Genomic DNA, 12,197 nt, shown 5'->3' on the forward strand with positions numbered 1-12,197 from the left:
GGGCAGCAGTCAGCGATCAGCTCCCCGGGTAGGGCGGGACCGCTGGGCCCGCCGTTTCGGAAGGCTTGGGCGACGGTGACCGGCGCGCCCAGCGGTCGCGCCCTACCTTCTCCGCCACCTGCCACCATAGCCCGGCCACGGCGGCCCCTGCGGTGTAGGCGACGAGGTCGCGCCAGTCCCCGGTGGCGTGGGCCACGAGGAGCGGACCGGCGACTTCGCAGATCACGCCCCAGATGGCGAGGTGCAGGCCGATCTCACTCCAACGCGGCGCGTCGTCATGGTCGCGCCAGGCGAGTTTGCGTTGCACCCAGAGGATGAGGGGCAGGGCGGCGGGGATGAGCAGCAGATCGTTGAAGTGATCGTGCATGAAGCCGCCCGGCAGGTGCGGTTTGAGCGCCCAGCGATTCAGCGCGTAGAGCGCGATCGAGATCAGGCAGAGCGGGTCGCGGGCGTAGCCAAACGGCTTCACAGCAAGGCCAGAATCACGAGGCCCGAGAGGGTCGCGAGGCCGATTTTGCCGAAGAGAATGAGCATGACGGGGACCCTCGCTTTTTTGCCCGCAAGGTCAAGGAACCATCGCGGCGTAGAGACAGAGGAGCCGAGAGGCCCGCCTTCGCTAGAGCTTCCACCTTCGCTCACGCTACGGCGGACTTGGTCGGCGGACGGGGTGGGAACGCTGATCTTCGCTTATCTCCGCTCATTCCAATCAGTGAAAATCAGCGATGATCAGCGTTCTTCTTTCCGTCGCCACTCAGCCGTGCGGCTCAACGTTGTGTGCTCCGGGATTGACTTGAAGGAGGCGCGGAACCGCTTTCGTCGGCATGACTGTTCGCCTTCTGCTGCTGCTCGGGGTTGTCGTCGTCACGCGCGCGTTCGCCGCGCCGGAACCGGTCGATCCGGGAGCCACGCCGGAGACGCGGGCCTTGTTGGCCAATCTGCATCACCTCGCCTGGGACACCGACACGATCATGTTCGGGCAGGAGTTTCCGCTCAGCTACGATCGGCGCGTGGTGGGTTACCTCGATCAAGGGCAGTCCGACGTGAAGGATGTGGTGGGCGATCATCCGGCGGTGCATGGATCGGACTTCCACTTCTTCATCGATAAAGATCTTCACGAGGTGCTGGCCCACCAACGGGCGGCGCGGCAGGCCTATGCCGCGGGAGCCATGGTGACCTTTGACTACCATTGGCTGGGACGGCACGGACGGTCGCACAATTGGGATGAGGCGGATGCCCGGATTCTCCATCGCGTCGTGAACGGCGATGACTCGGAAGGCGACGTCACCTGGTTCTACCATTCCCTCGATGCCGTGCTCAAAATCATCAACGAGGACCTCGGTTTCCCCATCGTCTTCCGACCGCTGCATGAGATGAACGGCAACTGGTTCTGGTGGGGCAGTCGATTGGAGGGCGGCGCCGAGACCTACGTTGCGGCCTACCGGATGTTGGTGGACTACATCCGCGAACGCAGCGATCTCGTGCTCTTCGCGTGGTCGCCCGACAAGGCGCTGGCGATGGAGTATTATCCGGGCGATGCCTACGTCGATGTCATCGGCGTGGATGGCTACGGTCAGGGCAATCCGGCGATCGAGTGGTTCAGCGTGCCGCAGATGGTGGCGCTGCTGGAGCAAGCAACGGACTTCGCGGCCGAACGCGGCAAGGTCGCGGCCTTCACGGAGACGGGTTATCACACGCACGGCGAAATTGCCTACCACACCGAGCAGCCCGATTGGTGGACGCGCAGCGTGCTCGATCCGATCTTCGCCTCGCCCAAGGCCAAACGCATCGCGTGGGTGCTCACGTGGATCAACGCCCACTGGTCCGGCCCCTACACCCCGCACGCCGAATCACCGATCGAATCCCAGGAGGCGTTCCGCGCCTTCCACGCCGACCCGCGCACCCTCTTCGAACGCGACGTCGCCGCGATGAATCTCTACCAAATGCCCGAGGGGCAGTGAGTAATTTTACAGAAGGAAACGGAGGGAAACAAAGCCGTCAGCCTGAAAGGGGTTGAATAAGTTCTCGTTGGAACGGCTCCGTTCACCTCTGTTTTCTCCTGTGAATAATTCGTCTCTGCATGCCTTTGATTGAATCGACTTACGTGGCGCCGGGGTGGGCGCGGAACGGGCATGTGCAGTCGATCGTGCCGGCGCTGTGGCGGCGGGTGCCGCGGGTGGCGATGGCACGGGAACGCATCGCGACGCCGGACGACGATTTTCTGGATCTTGATGTCGCGACGGTGGAGGCTTCGCGGGTGGCGATTGTGTCGCATGGGCTGGAGGGCAGTTCGCGGTCGCCCTACATTCAGGGCATGGCGCGGGCGCTTACGCGGCGCGGGTGGGATGTGATCGCGTGGAACTGCCGCGGTTGCAGCGGCGAGCCGAATCGCCAACTGCGCTTCTACCACAGCGGCGCGAGTGAAGACCTCGCGGTGGTGGTGGAGCACGCGCTGGCGAATCCGGCGTGGCGCGAGATCGCGTTGGTCGGCTTCAGTCTCGGCGGCAACCAGACGCTCAAATACCTCGGCGAACGGGGCGGGGCGGTCGATCCACGTATTCGGGCGGCGGTGGCGATCAGCGTGCCCTGTGATCTGACCGCCAGTTCCGAACGATTGGCGCATTGGAGCAACCGGCTCTACATGGAGCGCTTCATGCGCACGCTCCGCGCCAAGGTGCGCGAGAAGGCGGCGCGTTTTCCCGGCGCGCTCGAAACCGCGGGGCTCGATCGCATGCGCACCTTCGCCCAGTTCGACGACGTCTATACCGCGCCGCTGCACGGCTTCGCCAATGCGCGCGACTACTGGGCGCAGTGCGGCAGTATCCGTTTTCTGGATGCGATCCGGGTGCGCACCCTGCTGGTCAACGCCCGCGACGATCCCTTCCTGGCGGGTCGCTGCTGGCCGCAGGACCTCGCGCGCGATCACGCCCACCTGCACCTGGAGACGCCGCGGCATGGGGGGCATGTCGGATTCATCACACGCGGCGTCGACAGCGAGTTTTGGTCCGAGACGCGTGCCGCCGAGTTTTTGGAAACGTAGACTGCTGAGGGGCGGATGCGGTTGAACCGCAGATGACGCGGATGGGCGCAGATGCCGTGAGGCCCGCCTTCGCTGAAGCTCCGGCTGACGGGGCAGAACATGCTTGGGAACGCTGATAGGCGCTAATCTTCGCTCATACCAATCAGCGAAAATCAGCGTCGATTAGCGTTCCTCGATGGTTCGCGGGAACGTGGTCCCTGTCCCGCGACCGCGACCTCCGGACGCGGTGCTGCGGTGGAGTGGCTCTGCGTCTTCCGCGCAATCCGCGGTGAGGCATGGGTTTCCTTGTTTCTGTGTTACTCTGTGTGCTCTGTGGTCCAACCGCGTTGCCTCACAGCATCTGCGATCGTCAGCGTGATCTGCGGTTTAAGAAAACGTGTGCTGAACCGCAGATGTCGCCGATAAGCGCAGATTTTTTGGGGGTTCTGGATCTGTGCCTTTTGTGCTTTTTGTGGCCCAATCGCGTTGCCTCTCAGCCGCTCGGTTTTCCCGACAAGCGTCAGTGGGTCTCGCGTTTGGGGTGGTTTTGACTACCCCTGCGAGCGATGGGTCAGATCACGTCGCTGTTTGCCTGGAAGGTCGCCGCCGCCACGGATGCGCGGGTTGACCGGGCGGCGTTGCTGAGATCGGTCGGGATTGATCCGACGGGTGAACCTGATCCCGGCTTCAACCTCGATGACCAGGCCTACTACGGCTTCTTCGCCGAGGCGGCGCGGCGCGATGCGGACGGGGCGACCTTGCCGCTGCGCACCGGCGCCTCGATGCGGCTTGATGAATACGGGGCGTGGGGGCTGGCGTGGAAAGCGGCGCTCAACCTGCGCGGCGCCATGCAGCGCGCCGAGCGCTACGCGCGCATGCTCACGAGCGTGACCACCTACGAGCTGGTCGATGCGTCGGAGGGCGCGTGGTTCAAACTCCACCGCGAAGGGGAACGCATCCTCGGGTTGCGGCTGTCCAACGAGGCCTCGATCGCCAGTGCCTACTCCTTGAGCCTGCAGGTTGCCACCGAACCTTTCAGTCCGCTCGCCGTCTGCTTCAAACACGAGGGGCCGCGCGACCGGGCGGGGCACGAGGCGCACTTCGGCTGTCCGGTCCACTTTGGCGCGGACCGCGATGCGCTGCTGATGCCGGGCGATGCGCTGGCGCGGCCCAACCAACTCAGCGACGCGGGCATGGCGCGGTTCTTCGATCGTTTCCTCGACGAAGAGCTGGCCCGCATGACCGAGCCGGAGGCGCTCGACAAAAGGGTGCGGGCGGAGATTTCGCAGGCGCTCAGCGGCGGTGTGCCGATGGTGTCCGACATCGCGTCGCGGCTCGGCATGAGCGCGCGCACCCTGCAACGGCGCTTGGGCGAGAACGGCGTGTCATATCAGGATCTCGTCGACGATTCGCGTCGGCGTCTCGCCGAGCGGTTGCTGCGCGAGACGCGTTACTCGCTGCTCGATGTCGCGTTCATGACGGGCTTCTCCGAGCAGAGCGCCTTCACCCGCGCCTTCAAGCGGTGGGCCGGGCAGACGCCGCGCTCGTTTCGATTGCAGGCAACGTAGGCGTGCAAGGTAGGGCGGGACCGCTGGGCCCGCCGGCTACGGTGGGGGGGCGGTGGCAACTGGAACACGCGGTCGGGGACGTCCGCGTCCACCTGCTGGGGGTTTGCCGACAAAAATGGGCCGATTGGCGCGATCGGCCAAAAGCTTGGCGGGCGGCGTCAATAAATCACCGGCGGTCTTCCTCTATGGTGGTGGCGATGAAACCAACCCATACTTCCTCCTCCTCCGCCTCCGCGCCACTCACCCTCGTGCTCGGGGCCAATGGCAAAACCGGCCGCCGCGTCGCCGAGCGTCTCACTGCGCTGGGTCTCCCGGTGCGTCGCGGCTCCCGTCGCGGGGTGCCCGCCTTTGACTGGCACCACGAAGCCGGCTGGGACGCCTGCCTGAGCGGCGTGTCCGCCATCTACATCAGTTACGTGCCCGACCTCGCGATCCCCGGCGCGACCGATTCGATTCAGTCCTTGGTCGATCACGCCAAACGCGCTGGCGTGCGCCGCCTCGTCTTGCTCTCCGGTCGCGGCGAAAAGGAGGCGCAGGCCTGCGAAGCCATCGTGCAGGCCAGCGGACTCGAGTGGACGATCGTGCGCGCGAGTTGGTTCAACCAAAACTTTTCCGAAGGCGCCTTCCTCGATCTCGTGCAGGCGGGCCAGATCACGCTGCCGGCCGGCGATGTGAAGGAACCCTTTGTCGACGCCGACGACATTGCCGAGGTCGCCACCGTCGCGCTGGCCGCGACCGACGAGCGGCACGTCGGTCAGGTCTACGAAGTGACCGGGCCGGAGCTGCTGAGCTTTGCCGAGGTGACCCGTGAGATCGCGCAGGCGACGGGCCGCGCGCTCACGTATCAACAAATCCCGCACGAAGCCTTCCTCGGCGGTGCGCGTGAGTCCGGCGCACCGGAGCCGGTGCTGTGGATTCTCGACTACTTGTTCTCGACGGTGCTCGACGGCCGCAACGCCTACCTGACCGACGGCGTGCAACGTGCGCTCGGTCGCCCGCCGAAGTCCTTCGCGACCTATGCTCGTGAGATCGCCGCCACCTCGCTCTGGAAGGAGGCCGCGTCATGCCCGGCCTGAAGACGCGTCTCCTGCTGGGGCTGTCCGGCCTCATTCTGCTCGGCGTGGGCGTCTCGGTGCTTTTCAGCCCGGTCGCGTTCTTCGCGGGCAACGGCGTCACGCTGCCGGGCAACCCGAGCCTCATGTCGGAGGTCCGCGCGCCCGGAACCCTGTTGCTCGTCACGGGTTTGCTCATGCTCACCAGCGCGGTGCGGGCGGTTGCTTTGCAGGCGGCGCTGGGCTGGGGGGCGCTCGTTTATGCCTGCTACGGGCTGGGGCGGGTGCTGAGCCTGTTCCTCGACGGTCTGCCGAGCGCCGGACTGGTGGGCGCGGCGGTGCTGGAGTTGCTCCTCGCCGGCTTCAACGGCGCGGCGTGGCTGCACCATCGCTTGGGGCGCGCCAGCACGGACGAACCCGCGTCCGGCGTTGAGTCGGCGATCGGCTTTCCCAGACACACCCTAAGGAGATCCGCACAATGAACCTTTTCGTTTTCACCCTCGTCCTCACAACCCTGCTCGTCGCCTTGGTGGCGGGCCTCGTCTTCACCTTCGCGGTGGTGGTGATGCCCGGCCTCGCCAGCCTGTCGGACCGGGCCTACCTCGCGGCCTTCAAGGCGATGGATCGGATCATTCAGGACGGTCAGCCGCTCTTCATGATCGTGTGGCTCGGCTCGATGGTCGGCCTGGTGCTCACGGTGGTGCTCGGCTGGAATCAGGTGGTGTCACCGCATCGCGCCCTGCTCATCACCGCGGTGGTGCTGCATCTGGGCGGCGTGATGGTGCCGACCGCGCGCTACAACATCCCGGCCAACAACCGCGTGCAACGCCTCGACCTCGCGGCGATGGACGCGGCCACGTTGCGCGATGAACGCGCTCGTTTTGAACCGATGTGGGTGCGCTGGAACACGCGCCGCACGGTGGTCGCGATCCTGGTCACGGTGATCCTGCTCGTCGTGCTCTGGCGGCAGGGTGGGTGAAACGCATTGGCCGCAAAAAGGCGCAGAAGGCGCAAAAACGGAATGGGGACTTGGGAACGCTGATGAACGCTGATCTTCGCGAATCGTTATGAGCGGAGATGAGCGAAGATCAGCGTTCTTTTCCCATCGCCTGTTTTCGGTCGGACTGGATTACTTGCTTGAACCGCCGATGACGCAGATGGGCGCGGATGCTGGGAGGCCCGCCTTCGCTGAAGCTCCGGCTGACGGGGCAGAACATGCTTGGGAACGCTGATAGGCGCTAATCTTCGCCAATACCAATAAGCGAAAATCAGCGTCGATTAGCGTTCCTCGATGGTTCGCGGGAACGTGGTCCCTGTCCCGCGAACGCGACCTCCGGACGCGGTGCTGCGGTGGAGTGGCTCTGCGTGCTTCCGCGCTATCTGCGGTTGAATTCAGATTTCGGTGATTCAGCTGGGTTTCAGCCAAACAGGTCGAGTTTGCCTTGGGCCCAGTCGACGCTGCCGCCCTGGGTGATGAGTTCGGCCTGTTGTTCGCGGAAGACGGTTTGGGCGCGGGCGGCTTCGTCGCTGTTTTCCGTGTGCACGCCCACGAGGAAGGCGCCGTCGTAGGCGCGTTGGGCGCGGCGCGTGGCATCGAGCGGCAGCACACCAAAGGTCATGAGGGCGGCGGCGATGGCGTTGGGCTGGGCCGGCTTGAGGGCGCGGCCGAGGGGGCCGGCCACGATCAGGTAGGTGGAGCTCGGCAACATCACGGAACGCACCTCATCGAGCGAGGCGACGATGCCGCGGATGTCGGTGGACGACTCCGGCGCCGGACGGATGGTGCGCCCGCGGGATTGCGAGGTGGGAGGTTTGCGATCGAGGAAGAGCAGGGAAATCGATCCCGGGCCGAAGCCGGCTTCCTTGAGGGCGTGCAACAGGTGATCGGCCGGCGCGCGATCGCGGGCGATGCCGTGGACGGTGAACAGGGTGGTGGGAGACAAGGTGGTGGTGGGCATGGGCAAGAGGGAGATCGGATGGACGCTCAGTTTCCGGTGAACATGGCCTCGATCGCGGGGAGGGTGAGTCGGCGATGGGCGTGGACCATGCGCATCGCGGTCTGCACCTGCGCTTCGGTGGCGCTGGCCAGAACGGTGAGGCCGATGAGCATCTGCGGGACGCGTTGGCGTTGGTGGCCGTCGACGAAGAGATCCATCGCGCCATTGGTGGCGGCCTGGGACGGGGTGATGGGGTGAACGCGGCGGATCACGTCGCCTCCACGGCGGGTGTCTGGCGGCGTTCGCGGCGAACATTGCTGGGGCCGGAGACATCGGGGATGTCGTTCTCGACGATCACGGCCAGTTCGTAGCTGATCTTGCCCTCGGCGATCTCGCGCAGGGCGACGTCCTCGAAGGCGAGTTTTTCCAACGACTCGACGAGCGGGCGGCTGCCCTGGCGCAATTGCTTCACGCGGCGCGAGACCACATTGATGAGGACATTGGGGTCCTCGATGACGAGGCGGGCGCTCTGCAGGTAGTCGTTTCTCATAATGAACATCGACCGAGGGCGCGGGGTGGGACAGCCGGCGGAAATGCCGTTGTCGGAGGGGCGAGCCACTCGGTCACTGCGCAGATTTTAGGCCGGGCGCGCGAGGGAGACGATGTATTTCGCCGCACCGACCCTCGCGCTTCCCCAAGCCGTTCCCCCGCGAACGATATGCGCCGATTAAAGTTTGGCCGGGTGCGGTTTAGCCGCCGATCAGAGCAGGATGCTGGGAGGCAGGGACTTTGGGACCACAGAGGGGCACGGCGGCTGAGGGGCCCTCCTTCGCTACAGCTTCGGCGGACGAGGCAACGCGTGACGCCGTCGGGACCGCCGCGTTCGCGGGACAGGCGTCGGCGTCCACCTGGTGGCTTCGGGTGGACCGCGACCTCCGGACGCGGTTTTGCGGTGGAGTGGATTCCTTGGTTGAACCGCAGATGACGCAGATGGGCGCGGATGTAGATTCGCAGTTAGGCGCCCAGGGGCACGGCGGCGCTGGGGGTGGGGGCGAGCTCCGGGGCGGTCGTGGGGATTTCGAACCAGAATTCCGCCCCGCCGTCGGGCGGCGTTTCCACGCCGACGCGGCCGCGGTGTTTGGCGATGATGCGTTGCACGATGCTCAGGCCCAACCCGTGGCCCTTGGCGTCGCGCATGGTGATTTGGGCGAAAGGGGTGAAGACGGCGGAACGCGTCGTGTCACTCAGACCGGGACCGTGGTCACGCACCGCGAAGCGCGTGAACCGACCGCGGGTGGCGGCCTTGATTTCGATCTGGGGCGGTGAGCCGCCGTATTTCGCGGCGTTGCTCAGGAGGTTGGTCCACACGTGCACGAGCCACGGTGCAAAGCCGACGGCGGGCGGCCAGGTTTGCGGGAGGGTCACGCGGGCCTGCGCTTTGCGGATTGCTCCCTCCACGCGGAGCAGGGCTTCGTTGACGACCTCGGCGGAGTCGACGGGCGCAGGTTGGAGTCGATCCCGGCGCAGCCCGGCGAGCAGCAGCATTTCCTCCACGATGTTCACCAGGCGGTGGGCGACCTCATGCGCGCCGTCGAGGTTGTGGGCCACCTTGTCGAGATCGCCCTTGGGCAACATCATCTTGGCCAGTTCGACGCGACCGGTGAGGGTGCCGAGGGGTGAGCGCAGGTCGTGCGCGACGGTGTGGGCAAAGGCGTCGAGTTCGTCGTAGAGCGCCTTCTTTTCGAGCCGGGCCGCGAGGGAATGGAGGAGTTCCTCTTCGGTGAAAGGTTTGGTGATGAAATCATCCGCGCCGAGATCCATGCCGCGGCGCATCATCTCCCGTTCGAGTCGGGCGGTGATGACGATGACCTGCGTGAGGTGGAGCTCGGAGTTGGCCCGCAGTTGCTCGATGACGTCGAAACCCGACATGCCCGGCATGGCGAGGTCGGTCACCACGACGTCGGGGTGCGTTTCCTGGGCGATCTCCAATCCTTCCTCCCCATTCGCGGCGGTCAGCACGGTGAAGCCCTCGCGCTCCAACATGGTGGAAACGGAGCGTCGCACCGATTGCTCATCGTCGATGAGCAGAATAGTGGCGTGTTCGGCGGCTGGCATGGAGAGAAATGACCCGGGCCATGCGGCGCGGTTCGCGACGGTGTTCGCGTGGGAAGGGGATCACAACTTGCAAATGAGTTTCGGTTCAGAACTGAACCGCGCTTTTCTGCCTATCGGTTAGGTAGCTGTTCGGGGCCGATCGGGGTGACTCCGGCCCAGGTGGCGGCGGGCTGGCGGGCAGTGCGAACTGGACGCATGGTCACGGGTCGGCCCAGATGGGGGCCGATGCTCCTTTGCTTTCTCGCGCTCAACCTGGTGTTGGCGGTGGCGACCCTGCTGCCGCTGTCGCGACAGACGCACTACCTGGTGCGGGGCTGCGACTTTCCGCGCGGGCAGATCGCGGCCGTGCTGGCGGGCAGCCTCGCGTTGCAGCTCGGGTTGGGCGCGCGGGACGGCGCGCTGGCGTGGACGGCCCTCGGTCTCGGCGGCGGCGCGCTGCTGGTGCAAGCGTGGTGGATCTTGCCCTATTCCCGACTGGGTCGGCGCGAGGTGCCGGATGCCCGCAACGGGTCGCGGGAGCGCTCGCTGCGCATCCTCACCGCCAACGTGCTACAGACCAACCGACAGGCGGAACGCTTTCTGGCGCTGGTGCGGGAAGCCGCGCCCGACGTGCTCATCGCGATGGAGACCGACACCTGGTGGCGGGATCAACTCGACGTGCTGCGCGAGGAGGGCTTTGCCCACACCTTGCAGCGGCCCTTGGACAACCTCTACGGCATGCTGCTGTATTCGCGCTATCCCCTGCATGGTGCCTCGATCGAAACCCTGGTGGAGGACGACGTGCCGTCCATGCACGCGTTGGTGGAGTTGCCGGCCGGACCGCGGGTGCGCCTGCATGTGCTGCATCCGGCGCCGCCCTCGCCGACGGAAAACGAAACGTCCGACGAGCGGGATGCGGAACTGATCGTGGTGGGCCGTGAGTTGAAGGACACTCAGCAGCCGACGGTGGTGGCCGGCGACCTCAACGACGTGGCCTGGTCGTCGACCACGCGGCTCTTTCGCAAGATCAGCGGCCTGCTCGATCCGCGGGTGGGCCGGGGCATGTTCTGCTCCTTCAACGCGCGGGTGCCCTTCCTGCGCTGGCCGCTCGATCACCTGTTTCACAGCGCCCACTTTTGTCTCAACGACATCCGGCGCCTGCCGGATTTTGGGTCCGACCATTTCCCGCTGCTCATAGACCTGCACCTCGAGCCGGCCGACGCCGGCGAAGGCTTGGCGGTCGATGAAGACGACCGCGCGTGGGCGGCGGAAAAGGTGGCCGAGGAAAACGTCTCGGCCGCCGACGTGCCGGATCCGGCAGAGAAAGCGTAGGTGGTGGCGGAGAGGCAGCGCTGGTTCGACCACGGATGGACACGGATGCACACGGAGATGGAGGGGCTATGCTTTCGGTCGACGAGACCGGCTTTGCGGGCCTCGGCGATCTTTGCGTTTGAACCGCGTTGCCTCACCGCAGCGGAGAGGCAGCGAGGGGATTTTTACACCAAGATCGTGAAGGTCGCGAAGTTTGGTGGGATGAGGCCAAGGACCCTCAGGTCTTGGCGATCAGGTAGCTGCCGGCGCCGACCATGACGCCGCCGGTGGTGAGTTTGAGCCCGCGGGCGACGGACGGTCGGGTGGTGAGGCGGGCGAGTCGGCGGGCGGCGATCGCGTAGGCGAGTTTCACACCGCCGACGGTGAGCACGGTGACCGCCATGATCACGGCAACATCGGTTGCGGTGAGCGCGGTGATGTCGGTGACGGAGGGAAAGAGGCTGGCGTAGAAAAAGATGGCCTTCACGTCGCCGAGGGTGAGGAGGAAACCGGCGAGGAAGCTGGTGGTGTGCGGTCGGCCCGCGGCGGGATCGGATTGGTCCGCGGCGACGTCGGCAGGTGGACGTTTCCAACCAGCCCGCAGCAACTGGGCGCCGGTGTAGATGAGGTAGCCGCCGCCGAGGATTTTGAGCGCCACGAAGAACGGCCCCAGCGCGTGGGCGAGGGAAGAGAGCCCGAGGATGGCGAGGGTCACGAACACGAGATCACCGAGCACGATGCCGCCGGCGACCGCCGCGCCGCTGCGCACGCCGAACATGGCCGCGCGACTCACCACCAGCGCGACACTGGCACTCGGCGTCGCCGCGAGGCCCACCATGATCCCAAACAACAACAGTGCGTCAGCCCACGTCATGGCGGGCATGCCGACACAACCCGGGCCTGCTGCCAAATCCAGAAACCCGCTCCCGCTTCGGATGGGAAAAGTGACAGAGGTCTTTGAACCGCAGACGACGCTGATGGGCGCAGATGTTTTTAACCACTGATTTCACAGAGGAGCACAGAGGCTGAGGGGCAACGCGTGACGCCGTCGGGGACGTCGGCGTCCACCTGAATGTCTTAGGGTGGACCGCGACCTCCGGACGCGGTGTTGCGGTGGAGTGGAACGTCAACCTCTGTGATCATCTGCGTTGTCTGCGGTTAAACCGGTGCGGAATTTTGGGTGGAGTAGGGGATCTACCCGATTGGGCTCGCCAAAGGG

13 protein-coding genes are annotated in these 12,197 nt (G+C 65.6%); 7 read left to right on the forward strand and 6 right to left on the reverse strand.

Annotated elements, in window-relative coordinates; translation table 11 throughout:
• Nucleotides 1-16 precede the first annotated feature (16 nt).
• Entirely contained in the window at nt 17-469 is a 453-nt protein-coding gene (locus AC0MRV_RS05210; RefSeq protein WP_472763376.1) for a hypothetical protein, read from the reverse strand.
• A gap of 352 nt (nt 470-821) precedes the next feature.
• On the opposite strand from AC0MRV_RS05210, the gene AC0MRV_RS05215 reads away from it, so the two are divergent.
• The 6 genes from AC0MRV_RS05215 to AC0MRV_RS05240 all read left to right on the forward strand — a co-directional run bounded on the left by AC0MRV_RS05215 (nt 822) and on the right by AC0MRV_RS05240 (nt 6,615).
• Nucleotides 822-1,958 carry a glycoside hydrolase family 26 protein gene (locus AC0MRV_RS05215; RefSeq protein ID WP_472763377.1) on the forward strand — a complete coding sequence of 379 codons (1,137 nt, stop codon included), beginning with the start codon at nt 822-824 and terminating at the stop codon, nt 1,956-1,958.
• A 119-nt stretch (nt 1,959-2,077) separates the two neighbouring features.
• Complete coding sequence (locus AC0MRV_RS05220; protein ID WP_472763378.1) at nt 2,078-3,037, forward strand: YheT family hydrolase; 960 nt, start codon at nt 2,078-2,080, stop codon at nt 3,035-3,037.
• 545 nt (nt 3,038-3,582) lie between these two features.
• On the forward strand, nt 3,583-4,584 hold the full coding sequence (locus AC0MRV_RS05225; RefSeq protein WP_472763379.1) for an AraC family transcriptional regulator: 1,002 nt from the start codon (nt 3,583-3,585) through the stop codon (nt 4,582-4,584).
• Nucleotides 4,585-4,781: 197 nt separating this feature from the next.
• The gene (locus AC0MRV_RS05230) at nt 4,782-5,660 is read left to right on the forward strand and encodes an NAD(P)H-binding protein (protein ID WP_472763380.1); all 879 of its coding nucleotides are present in this window, start codon (nt 4,782-4,784) and stop codon (nt 5,658-5,660) included.
• Nucleotides 5,648-6,118 (forward strand): DUF4345 domain-containing protein, encoded by a 471-nt coding sequence (locus AC0MRV_RS05235; protein WP_472763381.1) that lies wholly within the window; start codon nt 5,648-5,650, stop codon nt 6,116-6,118. The genes AC0MRV_RS05230 and AC0MRV_RS05235 overlap by 13 nt, the downstream gene beginning before the upstream one ends.
• Nucleotides 6,115-6,615: an anthrone oxygenase family protein gene (locus AC0MRV_RS05240; RefSeq protein WP_472763382.1), complete on the forward strand. Its 501-nt coding sequence runs from the start codon at nt 6,115-6,117 to the stop codon at nt 6,613-6,615. The genes AC0MRV_RS05235 and AC0MRV_RS05240 overlap by 4 nt, the downstream gene beginning before the upstream one ends.
• A gap of 439 nt (nt 6,616-7,054) precedes the next feature.
• Here AC0MRV_RS05240 and AC0MRV_RS05245 read toward each other — a convergent pair whose 3' ends face one another.
• The 4 genes from AC0MRV_RS05245 to AC0MRV_RS05260 form a co-directional block, all read right to left on the reverse strand.
• A complete protein-coding gene (locus AC0MRV_RS05245) occupies nt 7,055-7,594 on the reverse strand; it encodes a hypothetical protein (RefSeq protein WP_472763383.1) in 540 nt (179 codons plus the stop codon).
• A gap of 26 nt (nt 7,595-7,620) precedes the next feature.
• A complete protein-coding gene (locus tag AC0MRV_RS05250) occupies nt 7,621-7,845 on the reverse strand; it encodes a hypothetical protein (protein WP_472763384.1) in 225 nt (74 codons plus the stop codon).
• Nucleotides 7,842-8,123 (reverse strand): DNA-directed RNA polymerase subunit omega, encoded by a 282-nt coding sequence (locus AC0MRV_RS05255; RefSeq protein WP_472763385.1) that lies wholly within the window; start codon nt 8,121-8,123, stop codon nt 7,842-7,844. Before AC0MRV_RS05255 ends, AC0MRV_RS05250 begins: the two co-directional genes overlap by 4 nt.
• A gap of 464 nt (nt 8,124-8,587) precedes the next feature.
• The gene (locus tag AC0MRV_RS05260) at nt 8,588-9,688 is read right to left on the reverse strand and encodes a hybrid sensor histidine kinase/response regulator (RefSeq protein WP_472763386.1); all 1,101 of its coding nucleotides are present in this window, start codon (nt 9,686-9,688) and stop codon (nt 8,588-8,590) included.
• Nucleotides 9,689-9,913: 225 nt separating this feature from the next.
• Here AC0MRV_RS05260 and AC0MRV_RS05265 point away from each other — a divergent pair, with 225 nt between their 5' ends.
• Nucleotides 9,914-10,999: an endonuclease/exonuclease/phosphatase family protein gene (locus AC0MRV_RS05265; protein ID WP_472763387.1), complete on the forward strand. Its 1,086-nt coding sequence runs from the start codon at nt 9,914-9,916 to the stop codon at nt 10,997-10,999.
• Between the two features lie 217 nt (nt 11,000-11,216).
• On the opposite strand, the gene AC0MRV_RS05270 is transcribed toward AC0MRV_RS05265, so the two are convergent.
• Nucleotides 11,217-11,852 (reverse strand): LysE family translocator, encoded by a 636-nt coding sequence (locus AC0MRV_RS05270; protein ID WP_472763388.1) that lies wholly within the window; start codon nt 11,850-11,852, stop codon nt 11,217-11,219.
• Nucleotides 11,853-12,197: the final 345 nt, after the last annotated feature.

It is taken from the genome of Actomonas spartinae (assembly GCF_051209155.1).
GTDB lineage: Bacteria > Verrucomicrobiota > Verrucomicrobiia > Opitutales > Opitutaceae > Actomonas.